We start from the raw sequence: 20,916 nt of genomic DNA, 5'->3' as shown, positions 1-20,916 counted from the left end.
CGAGAGGAAGACGACTTTGGCGCATTTCCAGACTACCAAGCTTACAACAGAGCCTCAAAGCTCGCCTCCAGATGATGTCGGATCGGACTATGACGCCCCGCAATCGTGGTACGTCCTTGCTCTCCTGACGCTGACCTACGCGCTTGCCTACGTCGACAGGCAGCTCCTAAACTTAGTCGTTGATCCGGTGAAACGTTCGCTGGACATCACGGACACCCAATTCAGCTTCATCCAGGGTGCCGCCTTCATCTTCGCCTACGTCGCTGCCGCGCCTCTATTCGGAAGGCTCGTCGACGTGGCGAACCGCCGAAACATCCTGGTCTTCGGCGTGTGCGCCTGGAGCACCTGTACGGTGCTATGCGGCTTGTCCGACAGCTACTGGGAATTAGCGATAGCTCGCTTCGGCGTCGGGGTCAGCGAGGCATGCGTCTTCCCTGTCGCCATGTCCGTCATCCCTGAAATTTTCTCCACGCGTCGGTTGCCCAGGGCGCTGAGCCTATTCGCGCTGGGCACTCAAATCGGCGGCGGCTTCTCACTGCTCGCCGGCGGCGCGGTGATCGCCTTCGCCGCCACCGTAGCGCTTGCGATCCCGCTGTTGGCCTCGCTCCAGGTCTGGCAGCTCTCGTTCGTACTGATCGGCGTCCCCGGGTTCCTCCTTGCTGCCTTGCTGCTCACGGTCCGCGAGCCTGAGAGGCGTCGTGCGGCCGGTGCCGATGTCTCCGCTGCCTGGCCCTTCCGGCAGACACTGGCACGGATTTGGGAGGGTCGTGCTTTCTACGGCCGCATCTACCTGTTTAACTGCGGCAGCGGCACCGTCTTCCTAAGCATACCGGCGTGGTATCCGACCTTCCTGATCCGAGTGCATGGCATGTCGCCAACAACGGTCGGCTTCCGCGTCGGCGTTATCACACTGCTCTTCGGTGCTGCGGGCACGCTGTTCGGTCCTTGGTTGTCACGAAGGCTGGAGGAGCGCGGCTACGAGGACGCGTCTCTGCGCGCAGCGGCGATTGCATCATTCGGCAGCCTGCTATTCTGCTTCGCCATTCCCTACGCTCCCGACGCGGCATCCGCCCTCGCCGTGATCGCTGGAATTATTTTCTGCTGCGCTGTGCCGACCAGCTTGGTAGCCTTCTCCCTCCAGCGTGCAACGCCGGGGCGAATGCGTGGAACGGTTGCTTCGCTCTACACCCTCATCGGCCAGAGCGTCGGTTACGGCATCGGCCCAACCGCCATCGCGCTGGTTACAGATCGCGTGTTTGGCGATCCGTTGCGGATCGGCAGCTCTCTCCAGATCGTCTGCTCCGTGGCCGCGATCGTCATCATCGTGGCGCTGGTATCCAACTTTCGTCCGTATCGCCGCTTTCTCGCCGCAGCCGCGTCTGAGATACGGCTGACGTAAACAGTCTGTCTTCGCTGTCGGCACTCTGTCGACCGTGACGACACTTGGCGGCTGATGCGTCGGTGAACGGCTCAAACGCAATCCATGGACGATCCCATCTCACGTTGGCACGCGGCTTGCGAAGTCAGGATTATGCGATGCGGAGAGATAACCGTGCGCACTGCCGAGCCCGATCGCCCCGGTCGCGGCCGCTTTGGGGAGGTTGATGATGAAGGTTCTTCTGCTAGCCGGTTCCTGCTCAATCCTCGCTATGACGGTCGCCGCGCCGGCCGTTGCGCAGACGGCTGCGACGCCGCCAGTCGCGGATGCCTCACCCGCGCAGGAGACGCCGGCCAGCACGGCCGACCTCAATCAGCCGGAGGCAGGCGTAGAAGACATCGTCGTCACCGCCAACCGGCGCCAAGAGCGCCAGCAGGACGTGCCAATCGCGATCACGACGCTGACCGCGGCTGCGGCCGAGAAGCAAGGGATCGGCGGCACGGAGCAGCTCGGCCTCGCCGTGCCGTCGCTGCAGTTCTCCAGGCAGAGCGCGAACGGTGGCGTCCCGTTCCTCCGCGGCGTCGGCGCGACGCAGGCGAGCGCCGGCGGCGAGTCGCCTGTCGCGCTCTACGTGGACGACGTCTACATCGGCGCACCAGCCGGCAACCTTTTTCAGTTCAACAACATCGACAGCATAGCCGTATTGAAAGGACCACAGGGAACCCTGTTCGGACGCAACGCCACTGGCGGCGTCATTCAGATCACGACCAGGAAGCCCAGCCACGACACGTCTGTCGACGCGCTCGCGGGCTATGGCAACTTCGATACCTACTTCGGCAGCGCCTATGCGACGACCGGCATCACCGACACTGTGGCGATAAACTTTTCGGCGACCGGTCAGGACCAGCGCAACGGCTACGGGCGGAACCTCGTCACCGGAGCCGAGACGCTGAAGGGCTGGAACTACGGTTTCCGCGGCCAGCTGCTTTGGGAGCCGGACAACGATACGGCCCTACTCCTCAGCGGCGACTACACCAAGCAGCGCGGCGACTTCGGCCAAAGCGTCGTGCTCCTGCCGGGTTCGGTCGGCGTCGGCGGCGGCACGTTCCGCGACAAGTTCGGCACCTACGACACGCCCGGCGGCGTGGTGAACGGACAGGGGAGGAACGACTTCTCCACGTTCGAGGTGAGGGGCGGCAGCGGCAAACTCACCCATGACTTCGGCGCGTTTAATATCGCGATCATCAGCGCGCTGCGACAGGCCGACAATTACTCGCTTCTGGACATCGACGGCTCTGGAACCGGCGCGAACCTCACTGCCGCCCGGGTGCATTCACGCGTCAGGACGTTTTCGCAAGAGCTCCAAATCCTTTCCCCGTCCGGTGGACCGTTCAACTGGATCGCGGGTGCCTTTTACTACCGTTCGGATGTGCGCTACCTTCCGCACTTTACGTTTGGCTCGTCACAGGCTGCGCTTGGTGGGTCACGCAGCATCTTTTCGACGCAGAAGCTCGACTCATATGCAGCGTTTGGCGAAGCTTCCTACGAGTTCCTTCCGAGAACAAAGCTGACGCTGGGTCTTCGCTATACAAGTGATAACTACGACTTCAAAGTAACCGAGATCACTGGCTTTGGAACAATACGGCCTGGCACTCCGGCACAGGACGACTCCACGTTCAACAAGTTGACATACCGCGCAATCCTAGATCATAAATTCACTGACGATATCTTGGGCTATGCGTCCTACAGCCGCGGGTTCAAGAGCGGCGGGTACAATCTGATCGCTCCGACCTTCGCGGGTGCGGGCGGCGTGCTCCAGCTGAACCCCGTCGTGCGACCGGAGGTGATCGACGCCTACGAGGTCGGCTTCAAGAGCGAAGCCTTCAACCACATGGTGCGCGTCAACGCGGCGGCCTACCACTACGACTACTCCAACCTGCAGGTGACCATCTTCCGCGGGATCACTGCGCAGATCACCAACGCCGCGTCCGCGAAGATGGACGGCGTCGACATGGACGTGAACTTCGTTCCCAGCCGCTACTTCAGCCTGACCGGCGGCGCGTCGTTCTTGGACAGCCGCTTCAGCAGCTTCCCCGACGGCCTCGTCACGGTGCCGAACCCGTCCACGTGCACGCCGACCCCCCGTGTCCTCGGTCCTGCTACCGGCGGGAACCAGACTTGCACGGTGGACCTGACGGGGAACCGTACGTCTCGCGCGCCGGTCTTCACTCTCAGCATTGGCGCGACGGCGACGCTCCCGACGTCCGCCGGCGACTTCTCGCTGAACGCGTCACTCTACCACAATCCAGGCTTCTACTGGGAAGCGGACAACCGCTACCGACAGCCGGAATACAACCTCGTGAACGCGACCCTGTCGTGGTTCCTACCAAACAAGAGGTACGAGGTGCGAATCTACGGCAAGAATCTCCTGAACGAATATTACTACAGCTTCCTGTCAACGAGCACGCTGCGGGACGCAGCGTCGCCCGAGTCGCCTCGGACCTACGGCGCCGCATTGGCTGTCCACTTCTGAACTCTGCGGTTCCGCCTCGCTCAGCCACGGACGGGATCGGGACGAGCGAGGTTGAATGCCGCTTATGCCGGCAATGAATCGGCCTCATGCTCCTCCGGCGTGCCAGCCGGACTATGTTGGGACAGATCGAGGTAGTTCGCGACGACGGCCGTCCGATGGAGACTTGAATGCCGAACGCTACACCGGTGCAGACCCGCTCTTCCTGGCTAACGCGGCTTTACGCGCTCGTCCTAGCGGTCGTTGGCCTGACGCTGCTGGCGGGCGGCGCAGTCCTCGTGGCAGAGGGCGGATCGCTCTACTACGTCGTCGCCGGGCTCGTGCTAACGACGTCAGCGGTGCTCGTATGGCGGGCGGATCGGCGCGGAGCCTGGCTGTTCGCCGCGCTCCTCGTTGCGACCGTAACCTGGTCGCTGTGGGAGATCGGCTTCGACTTCTGGCGACTTGTTCCGCGTCTCGTCGCGCCGTTCGTGCTCGCTCTGGGGCTGCTGCTGCCGGGCGTTCGTCAGGCTCCGCACGGCGCGCCGGTGAGCAGACGGATCGCCGGCTGGCCTGCGTTCGGCGGAGGCCTCGTGGTCGCCGTCGTGATCGGTGCGCTCCTGCATCTGGCTGGGGCCGGCGATCCTGTGGATCCGGTCTGGCAGACCGGCGGGGCGATTGGCGTGCCGGGGCAGCTCGCGCAGCCGCTGGCCAGCATCCCCAACGGAGAGTGGGGCGCCTATGGCAACGACCAAGGCGGAACGCGTTTCAGCCCGCTCGACCAGATTAACGCGGGCAACGTTGGGCGGCTCGCCGTTGCGTGGGAGGCGGACACGGGTCCGAAGCCGAAGGGCGCGTCGACCGGCGGGCTTGAAGTTACGCCGATCATGGTCGGCGACAGCCTCTACATTTGCAACAACTACGACGCCGTGATCTCCTACGACGCGGAGAGCGGTGCGCGCCGCTGGGCCTTCCAGATGACGGACTCCTCGTCGGGTAAACCGTGCCGTGGTGTAGCCTACTACCGCGTTCCGGGTGCAACTGGACCCTGCGCGGAGCGGATCTACGCCGCGAGCCAGGTCCCGGAGATCGTCGCGCTGGACGCGCGCACGGGTCGTCCATGCTCCGACTTCGGCGTGAACGGCCGCGTTGACCTCCGCCGCGGCATGAGCCCCGCTCCGTTCGGCATCTACTACGTCAGCTCCGCGCCGCAGATCGTGCGCGGTCGCGTCATCGTCGGCGGCGGCATCCTCGACAACCAGTTCTGGGGCGCTCCGTCGGGGGTGGTGCGGGCATACGACGGCGTCACTGGACGGATGGCATGGGCCTACGACATGGGTCGGCCGGATCGGCGCGGCGAACCGGCGGCCGGCGAGACGTACACGCCCTCCACGCCGAACAGCTGGGCCCCGATGAGCGGCGACGAGCGTCTCGGGCTCGTGTATCTTCCGATCGGCAACTCGACACCCGATCTCTACGCCGCGCAGCGTCGTCCGTTCGACGACGCCAACGGCAGCTCGATCATCGCGGTAGACGTGACCACCGGGCTGCCGCGTTGGCGCTTCCAGACGGTGCATCACGACCTCTGGGACTACGACATGCCGTCGCAGCCGACGCTGGTGGATCTGCAGACGCCACAGGGCGTCCGGCCGGCGCTCATCGCGCCGACGAAGCGGGGCGAGATCTTCGTCCTCGACCGCACGAACGGGCGGCCGCTGAAGACAGTGAAGGAGATGCCTGTCCCGCAAGGCGGCAACGGCCCCGGCGACCGCCTTTCGCGCACCCAGCCATTTTCGGTCGGAATGCCCTCGTTCCGAGGACCCAATCTGCGCGAGGTGGACATGTGGGGGCTCACGCCCATCGACCAGATGCTCTGTCGCATCAAGTTCGCGCAGTCCCGCTACGAGGGGACGATGACTCCGATCGGGCTCGACAAGCCGACCATCGTGCAGCCCGGCTACGGCGGCGGGGTGAACTGGGGCAGCGTGTCGGTGGACGCGGACCGCGGCATCATGGTTGTCTCGTCCATGAATCTTCCGACGCGTTCGCAGCTGCTGACCAGGGCGGCTGCGGACAAGGCCGGGCTGGCTGTGCGACCGGTTCACGGCCCGGTGAACAAGGGCAATCCGATGGCGAATACGCCTTACGGCGCCAACAACGGCCCGTTCACTTCCCCGCTCGGCGTGCCCTGCACTTCGCCCGCCTACGCGAGCATGACGGCGGTGGACCTGACCAGTGGACGGGTGATCTGGACGAAACCGTTCGGCACGGCGGCGGACACCGGACCGCTCGGCATACGGTCGCACCTTCCTGTCACGATGGGCGTCCCCTTCTCGGGCGGCGGCATCGCGACAAGGGGCGGTGTGACCTTCATTGCCGCCTCCGTCGAGCAGGCAATCAGGGCCTATGACGTCGCGACTGGCCGTGAGCTGTGGAAGTCCCGTCTGCCCGCGGGCGGGCAAGCGACGCCGATGACGTACCGTTCGCCCAGCGGTCGCCAATTCGTCGTTATCGCCACCGGCGGCAAACCGACGCTCAAGACGACGCAGGGCACCAAGCTCGTAGCCTACGCCCTGCCTAACTGAAGCCGAAAGGACCTGTCATGAAGATCACTCGCAATGCATCCTCCCCGTCGAAGCCTGGTTCGACGCCCGACAACTTCACGGGCACCGTTCGCGTCGACAACGGCGCCATGCCGGATGCGCCGGGCCGCGCCTCGACCGCAAGCGTCACCTTCTCCCCCGGTGCGCGCACGGTGTGGCATACGCACCCGGCCGGGCAGACGATCGTCATCACCGCCGGCAAAGGCTGGGTCCAGCGCGACGGTGGCCCCGTCGAGGAAGTCAATCCAGGCGACACCGTGTTCTTCCCGGCCGACGAAAAGCATTGGCATGGTGCCACGGCTACCACTGGCATGACGCACATCGCGGTGACGGAGATGGGTCATCGCAGAATGTCTTTCTGAGCGTACGCTAAGGGCGGACAACTGATCCCGTCGTCCGCAGCGGCCTGAACCGCTCGCGGGGCTTGTCGATCTCGCTCCACAGATAGTCGCCGGTGAGGCTGATATGCTCCCAGCCCAGCGGGGTAACATGGGCGAGCAGGGCGTCGGGCACGTCGATACCGCGTTCGCGCAAGTGGCGGGCGGCGCGATCAAGATAGACGGTGTTCCACAGGATGATGGCCGAGACGATCAGGTTGAGGCCGGAGGCGCGGTGCCGTTGGTTCTCGAAGGTGCGATCGCGCAATTCGCCAAGCCGGTTGAAGAAGACGGCGCGGGCGAGCGCGTTGCGGGCTTCTCCCTTGTTGAGGTTGGCGTTGGTGCGTCGGCGCAGATCGGCATCGTCGAGCCAGTCGAGCATGAACAGGGTGCGTTCCACCCGACCGATCTCGCGCAAGGCGCGGGCGACGGGGTTCTGGCGCGGATAGCCGGCGAGCTTGCGCAGCATTACCGATGCGCGGACGGTGCCGGCACGGATGGAGGCGGCGAGCCGCAGCGTCTCGTCCCAGTCCTCCTCAATGGCGCGAACGTTGACCGACCCTGCGATGAGCGGTCGCAACGTCGGCCAGGGTGCCAGGGTGCCAGGTCGCTCATGGCGTAGAGGCGGCGTTCGCCGAGGTCGCGGATGCGCGGTGCGAAGCGGAAGCCGAGCAGGTGGCACAGGCCGAAGACATGATCGACGGCGCCGGCGGTATCGGTCGCATGTTCGCGGATCGCAATCCCGCTCTCATGGTCGAGCACGCCGTCGACGCTGATGGTCGTGCGCACCGGCTTGCCCCGGATCACCCCTGCCAGGCCCATTTCGCGCATCAGCCGCTCCACGGTGCAGCGCGCAACCGCAAAGCCCTCGCGCATCATCTGCCGCCAGACCTTGCGCACGCCGTAGACCGCGAAGTTCTCAGCGAACACACGGGCTATCTCGGGCTTGAGGGCCAGATCTTCCCGAGCACGAGCCGACAGGCGCGTAGCATCCTGCCGCTGTGCGACATGCTTGTGATAGGTGGATGGGGCGATCGGCAGCACCTTGCAGATCGGCTCGACCCCGTAGGCTTCCCGATGCTCGTCGATGAAGCCGGTCATCGCTTGAACGGGCGGAGCCTGCCTACAAGGTTCCGGCGATGCGAAGCATCGTTGGAAGGCAGGCGGAGGGGGCGAGCTCCGCCTGAGCAAAATATGCTGACGCCTTGCGCAGGATTTCGTTGGCCTGGCGCAACTCCCGGTTCTCCCGCTCCAGCGCCTTGAGCTTGTCCGCCACCTCGGTGGGCACGCCGGCGCGCTTGCCGCTGTCGACCTCGGTCTTCTTCAGCCACTCATGCAGCGTCTGTGGCGCGCAGCCGATCTTCTCCGCAATCGAAACCACCGCCGCCCATCGCGACGGATGGTCGCGCTCGTGATCCAGCACCATCCGTACCGCTCGCTCGCGGACCTCCGGCGCAAACTTGTTCGTCGTCTTGCTCATACAGGCTCCACCTTCTCAGGAGTTGGAGCCTCCGACAAACGCGGGGCGGTTCATACCGTACACGCCTACGACCCCTCCGACGGATCCAAAGTCGAGACGCGTGTGGAGGACGGCAGTGGAGTCGCAAGTGCGGTGGCGCACTTTAAGTACGACCCAGTTGGTCGATTGCAGTGCGTGGCGCAGCGGATGAACTCCGCTGAGTGGGGCACCCGCACGAATGCGTGCGTTGCACAGAACGTCGGGGCGCAAGGCCGAGCCGACCGCCGCGATCATCGATAGTCGGACGCTGCGGTCCACGCCCGAGAGCGGCGAGCGGGCCGGCTATGACGGTGGAAAACGCAAGAAGGGCTCGAAGATTCACATGGCCGTCGATACGCTGGGTCATCTGCTGGCACTCCACGTCACGCCGGCCAGCGCGGAGGATCGCGGCGAGGTGGAACGGCTCGCGCGGACCGTACAGGCCGTCACCGACGATGCCGTCGAACTGGCCTGGGTCGACCAAGGCTATACCGGCGAGCGAGCCGCCAACGCCGCGGCCAGACACGGCATCGCACTTGAGGTCGTCAAACTGCCTGAGGCCAAGCGCGGCTTCGTCCTCTTGCCGCGCCGCTGGGTCGTTGAACGGTCATTCGCATGGGCGACACGCTTCAGGCGCCTCGTCAAAGATTACGAGCGGTATGCCGAAACACTCGCTGGACTTCATGTCGTCGCCTTCGCCTGCCTCATGATGAAGAAGGCCGCGACGCTCGCCGCAGGTTCATAACAGCCTCTAAGCGCCAGCGTCCTTAAGTGAGAGTATTTCCGGTAAGGAGGATTTCTTCCCATTCGACAGAACACCTCCACTACCAACGTCCTCGGTTTGCCTCGTATTCTTCATGTCCCAGATACTCGCCCGCTGATTGCATAGGGCCGAAAAACTCCCATTTAAAGTTGATGAGAACACAGTGGCATTACCGGATTCGCGCCAGACAATAGTGAAGTCGGCTAATTATTTATTGCATCAGTGCGGTAATTTGCATTATTCAAACAGACAGAATCGATCTTTTCTTGCGCTTAAATCAGACTCCTTATAGAAGGTACATAAGCTTCCTATCAAAAAAGCTTTACTTCGACGAGGCGGATCGCGCGATTGGGTGCCAGATCGAAGAGGATGCGCACACGCGTTGTAGTAAAGTCCGTCCACCGCGCGTTTGTTATACCATTGGGGATAGGAGCGTCCTGAGTACCGCCTAGATCGTGCCAGCCAGTGCCGTTCCAAGCTTGTATTCGGTAGCCCTGCGGTGCGGCATATCGACCGCCATCAGCGAAGAACGCCAGTTCGGCACGCTTTAGTCTTACGGGTTCCCCGAAGTCGATGGCGTACCACTGCCGAGAGGGTGAAGGGGCAGACGACCAGCCATTGCCGAGTTCAGGCATGAACCAGACACGGCCATCGATCGCGTCATGCACGTTTTCGGCGTCGGTCGCGGTAGAAGCGCTGCCCATTGGATATTTCCCGCGCACCAGTTGCACCGAGCGGGCGCGTGGACGATCGATCTTGGGTAATGCTGCGCGCGCCAACGGTATGGTGATGCGGCCCGCTGTAGCTTCGTGTGCCACTTCGTGTCCGTCGATCTCCACAGAGAAGCCGGCTCGTCCATAACGCGAACCGTCAGCGTCCCACATCACCGCTATACGGTGACCGTGATAGGGTACATCCTGTACGCGGAACCAGGATAATGCCTGCGGGTCTCCCGTAGGAGGTATGAGCGGATTGACCTCGAGGATATCGTCGGCATGTGGACGGATGCCAACAAGACCGCCTAGAACAACGTCGTTGAAGCCGGAATGAAAATAGTGGTGGCTGCGCGCCAAGCCTACGATTGGACGGCCGGTATCCGGCTCGTAATCCTCCTCCAGATCGAGCTGGTCGCCCTGAAAATGAAGTGCGGCATATTGTCGCAGCAGCCGAACATAATCACTGCGGGAGACCACATCCTGATGGTAATGATCGAGCAGGTTGGCCATCCCGAGGAGCACCTGGGTAGTCTGGTATGGCCAGCTTGGCCCGTTCCACTGGCATTCGCGTCGTCCGCCGTCATGACCGCCGCCATCGTAGCGATACTGGTGCATGTAATATTCGTAGGCCGGTTCGGCGGTACGTGGGCCGGCCGCGCCGCCCAATTCCTGCGACGACAGGACGTGCCTCCACGCTGCGACATGGATGGGATCGTCGCGAGCCATGTCGAAGGTCCACGGTAGGTAGCCTACCAGCTCGCGCCCGCGGGTGGGTTCCCAATAGCGCACGAACGGCGTGGTTTTCTGATGGCGGTCGATGAAGTGTGTAAGCCCCCCGCTCCACAGTGCATCGTGCATCCGCGTGGACAAAGCGTCGGCTCGCGCATCGTATGCGGCAGAACCTGGATCGTTCGCCAGCCGCGACAGCTGCGCCAGTGCACGCGCATTCGCGTACATGTAGGCGTTTACCGAAGGCCGAAACGCCTGCCCCCCGCCGAAGCCGTCGAAGCCGCCCGAGGCGTCGATCGACGAGATGGTGTACTCGGTAGCATCAAGAAGCGGCTCGACCCAATAGAGCCCCTTGGTCGCGTCGAAATGGTCATCCCATGCCGTAAAGAGCTGACGCATCGCGGGCAGGTGGCGTATCGCGGCCCCGCGATCGCCGTCGACGAGGTAGCGGCCCCACACCGAGTCTGCCATATAGTCGGTGAAATGGCGATCATTGCCGCCGGTATACATGTGCGTGATGTAGTCGTCGGCGTAGCGACGATCACGCAACCAGCGCCCTTCCGCGATATGGAAGCCGGTGGCATCGTTCAGGCTCGCCCATGGTTCGAGTTGCCAGCCCACATCATCGAGAAATTCGGTGGAGATGAAGCCGCGTTCGCCCAAGTCGCGCTGATGCGCGCGAAAGAGCATCCAGCGATAGTAATAGACCGCGTCGAGTTTCGTATCGGATGACTCGAAGAAAGGTATGCGATCTTCGTACCACGGCGCGTCGTTGCCGAATCGTGCGACCGCGATACGATGGGCATCGAGCGATGGTACGTCCGGCTCATGGCCTGCGGCGAACGAGGCCGTGCTGAGCGCGAACAGCGCAGCCGCTACGAGCCGGGTGGCGGAAGCGGCCCGGCCCCTGCGTTTTCCGAGTGACTTTGCCCCGCTCACCGCCCATTGCGCCGACTGCGGATTCCCGTGCCGTCCGAAGAGATCGTGACGCCTTCGCGCGTCTGCACGACGGGAAGCATCGCCCCGTCCTTGCCATAGCGCAGCCGCTCCACTGCGACCGAACGGCGATATTCACCACCGTGCTCTTTCCCGATGTTCAGGGTGCCATCATGGTAGAAGAAGTACCATTGCCCTTTGAACTTCTCGATACCGGCATGGATGGTGAAGCTGTTCGTCGCCTCGCCGGTCAGTTCACCGCGATACGTCCATGGCCCGGCCATCGCGGTAGCCGTCGCATAAGAAATGCGCTCGTTCTTCTGCTCGGGTTCCTTGATCGAGGCATAGGTCAGGTAATACACGCTTCCTCGCTTGTGCAGCCATGGCCCTTCCAGATAATTGGTGACCTTGAGTTCGCGCGCTTCGCCTTCGATCTCGGTCATGTTCGGCTTCAGCTTGGCCACGTACAGGTTGGAATTGCCCCAGGCGATCCAGCTTGTGCCGTCGTCATCGGTGAACACGGTGGGATCGATGTCGCTCCACGCGCGCCACGTCGCCTTATTGTCCGTCACCAGCGCCGAGCCCCGCGCATCGCGGAACGGGCCGAGCGGCGTATCGCCGACGGCCACGCCGATCGCCTTGCCGGGGTGCGTCGCGTCGTGCTCGACCGTTACATAGAAGTAGAACTTGCCGTTCTTTTCCACCATCTGCGAAGCCCATGCTTCACCCTTGGCCCATTTGAAATCAGTCGGCCGCATGACCGGACCATGTTTGATCCAGTGCTTCATGTCGGTGGTAGAGTAGGCGAGCCATTCGTTCATGGTGAAGCGCTGGTCGCCCTTTGCTTCGTCATGCCCAACGTAGAGGTATAGCGTGTCACCCACGGTCAGCGGCGCGGGATCAGCGGTGAATGCATCGCGGATGATCGGGTTCGATCCGGTCAAGGGCGCCTGTGCGGACGCCGGAATGGTAGCGATTGCCAAAAGGGTGGCGAGAATTTTATAAGGATGGTCCATTTTGTCTCCGTGTGGGACTAGGCTGCCGAATTAGAAGCGCACGCGTGCCGATAGGCTATAGTTGCGAGCATAATAGGCAATGTCGCGCGGCAGCGACTTTGATCCCCAATACCATTGCTCCCCGGCTCGGGTTAAGTTCGAAGCCTCAAGAGCCACGGTAATATTTTTACTGATATCGTAATTGATAGAGGCATCTAGCCTCTCGACTGGATCAATGTACTGGTTATTATATGGATTGAAGGCGTCTCGCGAAACCTCTCGCCTTGAGCGCCAATTATAGGCAACCCGAATATTAAGTCCTCCACGCTCGAAGAAGCCGACTAGGTTGTAAACGTACTTCGACACGAAGAAATAGGGGCCGTAGGTCAAAGTCACGTCCCCGGTCGGGCTGAAGCTCGGCGTACCTTGACGTGTTTCATTGTAGGTGAAATTTGCCGAGCCGCCAAATGACTTCAGGGCGCCCGGCAAGAAGGTAAAGAAGGTTGTTGCCGACGCTTCAATCCCCTTGTGCCGTCCCTTGCCCGCATTCACCGGGCGATTGACAAAGACCGGCGTGTCGATGCCGGGAATGGTCTCCGGCGCCTCACGACGAAACACAAAGCCGTCCTGGTACCATTGCCACGCCGCCAAGCTGACCGACCCGGTCGAGCCGAAGTAATATTCCAGCGACAGGTCGTATTTTGTAAGCTTCACAGGACCCAGGTCGGCGTTCCCGCCAAAGGCAGTGGGGCGAACCGTGTTCGTCGTATTGAGCGCCAACGACGGATTAAGATCGTAGGCGCTTGGTCGACCTACGTCATAGGTGTAGGAACCCCTGAGTTGCAGCTTCGGGGTGAAGTGCACGATCGCGTTCAGGCTTGGCAGAATATCGATGTAATTGGCATCAGATGTGACGGGTTTGGCTGTAACGACGACACCTGGACGGCCATCGACGATGCCGTTGGCGGTGTCGATCTGCTGGGCGTTCAGGTTGGTCACGCTGTTGACGATGCGCACGCCGACCGTTCCCTCGATGGGGAAGATAAGACGGAAGCTATAATGCGCCATGCTGTAATAGGCGTAGCTCCCGTCGCTACCCGAGAAGTATCGGAGCGGATCATAATCGGGATAGTAGGAGGCTGCCAGCGATGGCGAGATCGAGGAGGCAAGGGCGCGAAAAGCGTTCCAGTTCTTGCGGAGCGCATTGCTATCTGCGGCCAGCCAGTCCGCATTGCTGACTGCGTTAGTGCCTTGAAAGCCCTTGCCGACTGGGCTTAGCGTATAATCCGGAAGCAAGGCGATCGGGATCTGCATGCCGCCTTGCGAGCGGTTGCCGATCTGGCGGTCATAGCTGCGCATCGCATAGCGAAAGCCGATCTTGAAATAGTCGATCAGGTTTCCGAACGTGTTCAGCTTCAGGTCGAATTTCGCCTCCTTTTCATCGCTGTGCGTGAATTGCTTCGACTGGTCGTAACCGTCGATGAAGCGATACGTCGACGCCGCCAACAGATCGACATTCTTGAACGTCAGGTTCTGCCCGCCGCGCGGATCCTTGTCGGTGTTGAACTCGACATCGAAAGAGGGCTGCTGGGAGAAGCGCGTCCAGTGAAAGATGTTGTTCGAATCATTGTTCGACCGGACGTAGTTGACCCAGCCACCAAGCTCGAAACGATCACTGACGTATTCTACTTGAAGACGGCCGGAGTAATTCTCGGTCTCATGAAGCCACGACTGCTTGCCCGGGCCGAACGGATCGAGCGATTCGACCGATGCCGAGGCAACCTGCCGCCCGTCCGGCCCGATCACGACATTGGTAAGGCGAGGCGGAGGCGCGGCGGTCGTCGAATAGGTAAGCGGGATGACGAACTGATCGTCCAGCCACGCCATCTTCTGATTGCTGTATCCTCCCTCCAGGGTCACCGTCCAATGGTCGTCGGGACGCCACTGCGCGGAGGTTGCGAGCGCCGCGCGCTTCGACCAGCCCCGTCGGTAGGTGAAGCCTACCTCAGCAGGCATGAAAATCCCCGATGGGACCGTGCCTGGGTCGATGATCTGCCGCGGGTCTGCGGGCCGCACGGGGAAGCCGTTCCACCGGATCGACTCGTTGTAGTGCAGGTCGTTGTATGTGCCGTTGACCGAGAAGCCGAGCAGGCCGATCGGCGTCTCGGCGTTATACGCCACCAGCGCGCTGCCATAGGGGTTCCAGCGCTTTACCTGGTCGTTGTAGTCGCCCTTGATGTTGAGCGCATAGGTGGCACCCAGCTTGAAGTCGGTCGGACGACGCAGCGTCAGGTTTACTACGCCGGTCTGGCTGCCTTCCACCTGATCCGGGGTCCGCGTCTTGTAGACCTCGATACCCGCCACAAGATCGGACGATATGTCGTTCAGATAAGTGGTGCGATCGCCTGCCGAGAAGGTGGGAGAACCATTCACCGTGGTCATCACGCCTGTGAGACCGCGGATACGGATCGTCCCGCCCTCGCCACGCTCGCGATCGAGCTGGACGCCGGGTACACGCGCGAGCGCCTCGGGCACGTTCTTGTCTGGCAACTTGCCGATATCCTGCGCCACCACGACGTCGACGATCTGCTGCGCGCGGCGCTTCGCGTTCCGTGCCGTCTTCACGTTCTCGCGCAACCCTGTGACGATGATGTCACCTTCCAAGCGGCCGCTTTCCCCGCTTAGCTGTGGTCCAGCGTCCGCGTCGGCGGCATTCTTGCCAACCCGATTACCTGATTTCCCAGCCTTTTTCTTCGTCTCATCGGCCTTGGCAGGTTTACGGGTCAGTACCGACTCGGCCTTCGCAGTCGCGCTCGACTGCTGGGCTTGGGCTTCGGCCGAGACGAGTGCAATCAACGCCACTCCAGCGAGCAGCCTGTACGACGTGGCCAAGATCAAGCCCCCCTCCTCTGGCGCCACAAAAATTGTGGTCGACGGACAACCGATACTTGCCCTTTTAATGTCCTACAATAGTATTAAAGACCGATATGCTAATCCGCCGTTTTCCAATGCTGCAATGCAACGCGGCAGGCGAGATCGACACGGCTCGGCACATAGTAAGAAGTGTAGCTGCCAAAAAGGCAGATCAGGGAGGGGATAATGACCGATTACGATCAGACCTTGGATATCGAGGTATCCATGAGACGGCGTATGATGGCGGCTGCCGTTGTCGGCACAGTGCTGGCAGGAGTGATGCCAGTTCGTGCAACAGCGCAAGTCACATCGATAGATACAGCCGCTCTGAACCTTTCTCTTAATCTGCAATATTTGTGCGGCCAATTTCTCTGTCTCGGATTGTACGGCAGTACGCTTGACCCGAATCAAACTCGTGGCTTCGGTTTTGGCGGGACATTGACAGGTTCCGTCACCGGGGGGCGTAAGGTAACGTTTTCCGATCGGGCTATTGAACTGCCGCTTCAAGAAATCGGCGATGAGACGTTTCGTAACATCAACGTACTACGCGGCATCCTAAGGGGAGATCTTGTCTCCCAGCCGGCGCTAGATATTTCAAGTGCGCCTTTTACTGAGTTCATGCAGGCGGCAAAAGCGATCGAGTCAACGCAAACCTTTGATCCGTTTGAAAACCCGGACAGTTTTTTACTCGGAGCATATCTGATTTGCGACACCATGGTGTCGGCCTACCGTGGCTTGCTGGTCACGATCAGCGATCCAACCATCCTCACCACCATGTCCGGTCTGCTGACCACCCGCGCGGCCCATGCCGCAACCATCCGCCAGCTGCTGTATCGTCGCTCGTCCGCCAGGCCCGACCTTCTGACGATCAGTGAGCGGATTTCGGATTATCGTGATCGGCTGGATGGACCGAACGAATGCGATCAGGGGATTTCCCCTGTGACCGTGGCAGGCCGGGCCGTCAGCAACGTGACCTCCGCCGATGCAAACGGAGAGGCATTCGGCCGCAACGGGATGCAAGTGCTCAACATCCTGTACGCATCCACGTCGGCGGTCACCCGTGGCGGCTTCTTCCCGCAAGGCGTGGGCGGAACCCTCGCCACAAGCGCTGCCAACTGACCGCGACGACGAAAGGGGTACGTACCATGACCATCCATTCCCTCGGCACCGCCCTGGAAGGGCGCCGTCGCTTTCTTCAACTGGCGGGTGTGGCAGGAACGCTGAGTGGGCTGGCCCTCCTGTCGGGATGCGGTGGTGAAAAAGGCGACACACCGACCACCGGCACAACGCCGAGCCCGACGCCCACGCCAAGCCCGACTCCCTCGCCGGGACCGGCCTATTCCGCCACGGACGGCGATCGTCTGAACTTTCTGCTGCAGGTCAACTATCTGGTCGGCGGTTTTTTTGCGCGGGGCATTCTGGGGGAGGCACTGCCCGCAACGATGACCAACGGCACGGGATCGCCCGGAAGCCTGACGGGCGGCGCGCAGGTGATCTTTGCCGATGGTGCCGAGGCCGCGATGATGCGCGAGATCGCCTATGATCTGCAGGCGCAGATCATGAGACTTCGGACGGTGTTGGGTGCCTCTGCCACGGCGCAGCCCGCGATCACCATCGCTGGTGGTACTGCCGGTCCGTTCCAGGCCATCGCATCGGTCGATGTCTTCCCAGCCGCCAATTCCATTGATCCCTATGCGTCGTCCGAGCTGTTCCTAGTCGCGGCGGTTGCGCTGACCAGCGTGCGCGCCTCCATGTTCACGGACATGGTGCGCCTGATGACGGATCGTACCAACATGGGCATCGCCGCTGGCATGTCGGCGGTAGCGTCACAGCACGACGCCATGATCCGCCAGATTCTCTGGCTGCGCGGCCGCTCGCAGGAGGCGCTGTTCGGGCGCCTTGATCGCATGAGCGATGCGCGCGAACCCTTCGATGGTGTCCGCGACCTGGATCAGGGAATCGGCTGGATCAATGGCGCCAACTTTGCGGTGACCGATGCAGAAGGAGTCTCACTGCGTCGTACTCCCGAACAAGCGTTGAACATATTATATGCCAGCCAAGCGGCGGTATCATCAGGTGGCTTCTTCCCAGCTGGGATCAATGGTCTCATCCGCTTCAGCGGTGCCAATACAGCCTGACGCAGGACTGTCTGAAGACCACAAAGTACCAGTTACGCACTTGGAGCAGGACAAACACCCTAGTACTACTTTGGCAGAGTTGATTCGTTATCGTTCAGCAACCACTTATGACAGTGGGGCGGTGCGTCAGGAGCGGTCGTGCCAAGCGGTCGAGGATCGCTTGCTGGATGGCTGGCAAGGTCCGTTGCGGGGGCGGTCCACCGACTTTTTTCCCGTCCCGCGGCCTTGAGGCGGCGGAATTGCAGGAAGGCATAGGCGAGCATCGTCATCAAGACATGTCGATGTAGTCCCGGCCACGATCGTCCTTCGAAAAGGTCTAGGCCGAGTTGCTCCTTGATCGGTTGATGAGCTTGGTCGTCGGGAACGGTCGACAACCTTAATGGCGTGCCCCGACAGAACGGAATTGGTGATGGCGACACCGGCTGGTCGTCGGTCTTGATCGCACATTTCCTCATTCACGAGCAGCACAAACAGTGTCGCTGCGACCTTCAGGCCGAGGTTGCAAGCGGCAAAGTCCGGTCATATCTCGGTGAGATCCTCGGGGTAACGCCCACCGCGCTGGCAGAACAGTAGCCACGTTTCCCGTCCCCGCTCGGTCAGGAGCAGGTGCTGCGGCGGATCGGCGACGTAATAGAGCAGGTTCAGGCGAACGAGCGGCCTGATGCTGCGTTCGGTGAGCGCAGGGGCCAGATGCCCGTCGCGAGACCGGCTGCCATCGCCGCCCAGCAAGCGAGGCAGATGCTCCAGAATCCTTCACGGGGTCGCGGCGGGATCAGCGCCCATTTGACCGGATCGGTCTCCGATTGCTCCGGCACCGGGGCGAGCGCTGCCGGACCGTCCCGCACGCCGTCACGATATGCACGTTCCAACGCTTGGGCGATGGCACCGCTGGTATCGACCGTGAGACCGTACTTCCGGTGGGAACGGTCCTTCGCGACGATACCGCGCGCGATCTCGCGGAAACGCGCCTTGCGCCGTGGATCGGGTGGAAACTGTCTGGTCATACCGCCCCCTCGACATGAGGCGCATCCTCTCGCGCCCGTCCTACGATCGCGGCGACGGTATTCTTGCTGAGACCGAGGTCGCGCGCGATCCAGCGATAACTGCGGCCCTCGGCGACGAGCGCCAGCACCTTGGGGGCGAGCCGGTCGGACTTGGGGCGATCGCCTGTCTGCCGTCCAAGCTTGCGACCCCGCCCCCGTGCTGCCGCCAGACCGGATCGAACCCGCTCGCTAAGCATATCGCGTTCGAACTGCGCGATGCGGGCGAGCATGGTCGCCATCATCCGTCCGTGCGGCGTGTCGACCTCGAAGGTCATACCGCTTATCGCGACGACGGGCGACAAACGACAGGACCGGGACGGGCAGCGTCTCTTCCGCGCCGAGTACCCGCCCGGAAAGGAGCGTCATGGCGTAACCGAGCTGCGATGCAGGGCCACGTCGGCTCGAGACCCAATCGAGATCCTCGCGCGTCAGGGTGAAGTGCCGCGCGATCTCGCGTTCGTCGGTCGGGGCATCGAGCTGACGCGCCAGCGCTTCGCGGGTGAGCAGGCGTCGTCTCGCCATGAACCCTGAACCTCCATGAAGCTGTCCGTTAGACGGTGATTGGACGGCCAGCGTGAATGTGTCCGTCAACTCTGGACCTTCGACGGCGATTCGGACAAGATCGCGTCGATGGGAAAACGGACACTTCGAACCTCCGCATGGCGCTGATCGGCTATGCGCGCGTCTCCACCGCCGACCGGAAGCTGGCGCTCCAGCATGACGCGCTGATGCGTGCCGGTTGCGAGCGCACCTTCGACGACCATGCGTCAGGGGCCAGGGCTGACCGGCCGGGGCTCGCCGAAACGCTCGCCTATCTACGGACCGGCGACACGCTGGTTGTGTGGAAGCTCGACCGGCTCGGCCGCTCGATGCGTCATCTGATCGCGCAGGTCGGCGATCTGGCGGCGCGCGGGATCGGGTTTGCTCGCTGACCGAGAATATCGACACGACGACGCCGGGCGGGATGCTGGTGTTCAACATCTTCGGCAGCTTGGCCCAGTTCGAGCGCGACCTGATCCGCGAGCGCACCCAAGCCGGATTGCGCGCCGCTCGCGAGCGCGGGGCGCAGGGTGGGCGGCGTCCGGTCGTCACCCCCGACAAGCTGCGCAAGGCGCGTGCACATATTGCTGCGGGCCTGACGGTGCGCGAGGCGGCCGCGCGGCTGAAGATCGGCAAGACAGCGCTTTACAAGGCGCTGGAAGGTGCGGGCGCACAGCGTTCCGGCGAAACGACAAGGACAGCTGCATGACAAGCGAACGTGATCCGAACATCGTCACATCTGGCCTGTCCGGCACCGTCACCGAGCAGGACATCACGGTCGAGGTCCATATCATCCGCCTTGAGGACGAGCCGGGCTGGACGCTGGAGGTAGTGAACCACAGCGGCACCTCGACGGTGTGGGACGATCCTTTCGCCACCGACGATGCCGCATGGGCCGCCTTCCGACGCACCGTCGAGGAAGAGGGCATGCGCGCCTTTCTCGACCAGGCCGTCGTCATCCCGTTTCGGCGTTGAGGCGAAGGATGCCGGTGATTTCGCAACTGGCCATCTCCGGCTATCGCTCCTTACGGGACATCAAGCTGCTGCTTGCCCCGCTGACGATCATCACTGGCGCCAACGGAACCGGGAAATCGAGCATCTACCGCGCCCTGCGCCTGCTCGCCGATGTGGCGCAAGGGCGTCTGATCAACTCCCTGGCGCGCGAAGGCGGCCTGCACTCGACGCTATGGGCCGGACCCGAGCGCATCAGCCACGAGATGCGGACCGGCAAGATCCCCATCCAGGGAACCGTCAGGTCCGGCCCGGTCAGCCTGCGCCTCGGTTTTTCCGGTGACGATCTGGGCTACGCCATCGATCTGGGGTTGCCCTCCCCGGGATCGGCCTTCGGCTTCGACCCGGAGATCAAGGTCGAGGCGATGTGGACGGGCGGCATTCTTGGCCGATCGAACCTGTTTGCGGAACGGCGCGGCCCGATGATCCGTGTCCGGCGGGTGGCGACAGGCGAATGGCGGACCGGGATGGAGAACCTCCACCCCTTCGACAGCATGGTCACCCATTCCTCCGATCGCGAGGACGGGCTGGAGATGCTCCTCATGCGCGAGCGCATGCGCAACTGGCGCTTCTACGACAACCTGCGCACCGACGTGGACGCACCAGCGCGAAAGGCCCAGATCGTCACCTACACACCGGCACTGGCCAATGACGGTGCCGACCTGGCCGCGGCCATCGCGACGATCCATGCCATCGGCGACGGCGGAGCATTCAATGACGCGATCGAGGACGCCTTTCCCGGATCGTCGGTCGGCAGCGGCGAGGAC

Annotated in this window: 13 protein-coding genes, 6 pseudogenes and 1 other annotated feature; of the genes and pseudogenes, 10 read left to right on the top strand and 9 right to left on the bottom strand. The window is 62.5% G+C overall.

The window, feature by feature from the left end; genetic code table 11:
* Window positions 1-16: 16 nt before the first annotated feature.
* The 4 genes from AC07U4_RS22445 (at window position 17) to AC07U4_RS22430 (ending at window position 6,852) form a co-directional block, all read left to right on the top strand.
* Complete coding sequence (locus AC07U4_RS22445; protein ID WP_495197172.1) at window positions 17-1,399, top strand: MFS transporter; 1,383 nt, start codon at window positions 17-19, stop codon at window positions 1,397-1,399.
* 205 nt (window positions 1,400-1,604) lie between these two features.
* Window positions 1,605-3,911 (top strand): TonB-dependent receptor, encoded by a 2,307-nt coding sequence (locus AC07U4_RS22440; RefSeq protein ID WP_495197171.1) that lies wholly within the window; start codon window positions 1,605-1,607, stop codon window positions 3,909-3,911.
* Window positions 3,912-4,078: 167 nt separating this feature from the next.
* Complete coding sequence (locus AC07U4_RS22435; RefSeq protein ID WP_495197170.1) at window positions 4,079-6,472, top strand: membrane-bound PQQ-dependent dehydrogenase, glucose/quinate/shikimate family; 2,394 nt, start codon at window positions 4,079-4,081, stop codon at window positions 6,470-6,472.
* Between the two features lie 17 nt (window positions 6,473-6,489).
* Complete coding sequence (locus tag AC07U4_RS22430; protein ID WP_495197169.1) at window positions 6,490-6,852, top strand: (R)-mandelonitrile lyase; 363 nt, start codon at window positions 6,490-6,492, stop codon at window positions 6,850-6,852.
* 7 nt (window positions 6,853-6,859) lie between these two features.
* Here AC07U4_RS22430 and AC07U4_RS22425 read toward each other — a convergent pair.
* Window positions 6,860-7,650, bottom strand: a pseudogene (locus tag AC07U4_RS22425) (Tn3 family transposase); the annotation flags it as partial.
* Window positions 7,639-8,347: pseudogene (locus tag AC07U4_RS22420) on the bottom strand (IS3 family transposase); the annotation flags it as partial. The pseudogenes AC07U4_RS22425 and AC07U4_RS22420, both read right to left, overlap by 12 nt.
* Window positions 7,894-8,066, bottom strand: a sequence feature (AL1L pseudoknot). Its footprint overlaps the pseudogene before it by 173 nt.
* Before the next feature lie 244 nt (window positions 8,348-8,591).
* Between AC07U4_RS22420 and AC07U4_RS22415 the strand changes: the two are divergent.
* Window positions 8,592-9,110: pseudogene (locus tag AC07U4_RS22415) on the top strand (transposase); the annotation flags it as partial.
* 329 nt (window positions 9,111-9,439) lie between these two features.
* Here AC07U4_RS22415 and AC07U4_RS22410 read toward each other — a convergent pair.
* From AC07U4_RS22410 to AC07U4_RS22400, 3 genes are read right to left on the bottom strand one after another with little or no spacing between them, the layout of a single operon-like run.
* Window positions 9,440-11,512, bottom strand: a complete 2,073-nt coding sequence (locus AC07U4_RS22410; protein ID WP_495197168.1) for an MGH1-like glycoside hydrolase domain-containing protein — start codon at window positions 11,510-11,512, stop codon at window positions 9,440-9,442.
* A complete protein-coding gene (locus AC07U4_RS22405) occupies window positions 11,509-12,525 on the bottom strand; it encodes a glycoside hydrolase family 43 protein (protein WP_495197167.1) in 1,017 nt (338 codons plus the stop codon). The genes AC07U4_RS22410 and AC07U4_RS22405 overlap by 4 nt, the downstream gene beginning before the upstream one ends.
* 30 nt (window positions 12,526-12,555) lie before the next feature.
* Window positions 12,556-15,402, bottom strand: a complete 2,847-nt coding sequence (locus tag AC07U4_RS22400; RefSeq protein WP_495197166.1) for a TonB-dependent receptor — start codon at window positions 15,400-15,402, stop codon at window positions 12,556-12,558.
* A gap of 201 nt (window positions 15,403-15,603) precedes the next feature.
* Here AC07U4_RS22400 and AC07U4_RS22395 point away from each other — a divergent pair, with 201 nt between their 5' ends.
* A complete protein-coding gene (locus AC07U4_RS22395) occupies window positions 15,604-16,536 on the top strand; it encodes a ferritin-like domain-containing protein (protein WP_495197165.1) in 933 nt (310 codons plus the stop codon).
* Between the two features lie 26 nt (window positions 16,537-16,562).
* Window positions 16,563-17,555, top strand: coding sequence for a ferritin-like domain-containing protein (locus AC07U4_RS22390; protein ID WP_495197164.1), 993 nt, complete (start codon window positions 16,563-16,565; stop codon window positions 17,553-17,555).
* 65 nt (window positions 17,556-17,620) lie between these two features.
* Here AC07U4_RS22390 and AC07U4_RS22385 read toward each other — a convergent pair.
* The 4 genes and pseudogenes from AC07U4_RS22385 to AC07U4_RS22370 form a co-directional block, all read right to left on the bottom strand.
* A pseudogene (locus AC07U4_RS22385) lies at window positions 17,621-17,911 on the bottom strand (hypothetical protein); the annotation flags it as partial.
* 285 nt (window positions 17,912-18,196) lie between these two features.
* Window positions 18,197-18,559, bottom strand: coding sequence for a hypothetical protein (locus AC07U4_RS22380; protein WP_495197163.1), 363 nt, complete (start codon window positions 18,557-18,559; stop codon window positions 18,197-18,199).
* On the bottom strand, window positions 18,556-18,828 hold the full coding sequence (locus AC07U4_RS22375; protein WP_495197162.1) for a hypothetical protein: 273 nt from the start codon (window positions 18,826-18,828) through the stop codon (window positions 18,556-18,558). The genes AC07U4_RS22380 and AC07U4_RS22375 overlap by 4 nt, the downstream gene beginning before the upstream one ends.
* 52 nt (window positions 18,829-18,880) lie before the next feature.
* Window positions 18,881-19,120, bottom strand: a pseudogene (locus AC07U4_RS22370) (DUF4158 domain-containing protein); the annotation flags it as partial.
* 137 nt (window positions 19,121-19,257) lie between these two features.
* Between AC07U4_RS22370 and AC07U4_RS22365 the strand changes: the two are divergent.
* The 3 genes and pseudogenes from AC07U4_RS22365 to AC07U4_RS22355 form a co-directional block, all read left to right on the top strand.
* Window positions 19,258-19,847: pseudogene (locus AC07U4_RS22365) on the top strand (recombinase family protein).
* A complete protein-coding gene (locus tag AC07U4_RS22360) occupies window positions 19,844-20,113 on the top strand; it encodes a hypothetical protein (protein WP_495197161.1) in 270 nt (89 codons plus the stop codon). The pseudogene AC07U4_RS22365 and the gene AC07U4_RS22360 overlap by 4 nt, the downstream one beginning before the upstream one ends.
* 8 nt (window positions 20,114-20,121) lie before the next feature.
* A partial coding sequence (locus AC07U4_RS22355; RefSeq protein ID WP_495197160.1) for an AAA family ATPase occupies window positions 20,122-20,916 on the top strand: 795 nt, incomplete at its 3' end.

Source organism: Sphingomonas sp. GW821-FHT02B09, from assembly GCF_059421875.1.
This window is presented reverse-complemented; position numbering and strand designations above follow the sequence as displayed.